The organism is Neobacillus drentensis (assembly GCF_036966985.1).
Classification (GTDB): Bacteria; Bacillota; Bacilli; order Bacillales; family Cytobacillaceae; genus Neobacillus; species Neobacillus drentensis_E.
In genome coordinates this window covers 1-354 of sequence record NZ_JBALSN010000183.1, presented here as the reverse complement: position 1 = coordinate 354, position 354 = coordinate 1, and the positions used below count along the sequence as shown (strand labels likewise).

The following is a 354-nucleotide window of genomic DNA, read 5'->3' as shown; positions in this document are numbered from 1 at the left end:
GTTCAAAAACTTATCATTGTAAAAAGACGTGGACACTTTCTGTGTTCACGTCTTCATTTCTAAAAAAGAATCTTGTCCTTAAGAGCTCCGCATTGTTTTTCAATTTCTTGCTCAAAGAATTCCTGCAGTCTTTTGGTGACAGGACCAGGCAAGCCATCCCTTACACGCTTCCCATCCACTTCAATAATCGGCATTACCTCTGCCGTCGTACTTGAAAGGAACACTTCCTCAGCATTAATAAGTTCATCAAGTGTAAATGTTCGTTCCTCAACAACAATGTTATTTCTTTCGCAGACCTGCAAAATCACATCTTTTGTAATTCCTTTTAAGATTAAGTTATCCGATTGATGTGTG

1 protein-coding gene is annotated in these 354 nt (G+C 38.4%); it reads right to left on the bottom strand.

All coding sequences use genetic code 11. From position 1 onward, the window contains the following. Positions 1-59 precede the first annotated feature (59 nt). Positions 60-354, bottom strand: a 295-nt coding sequence (locus tag V7659_RS12395; protein WP_335540290.1) for an aminotransferase class IV, incomplete at its 5' end; no start/stop codon positions are given.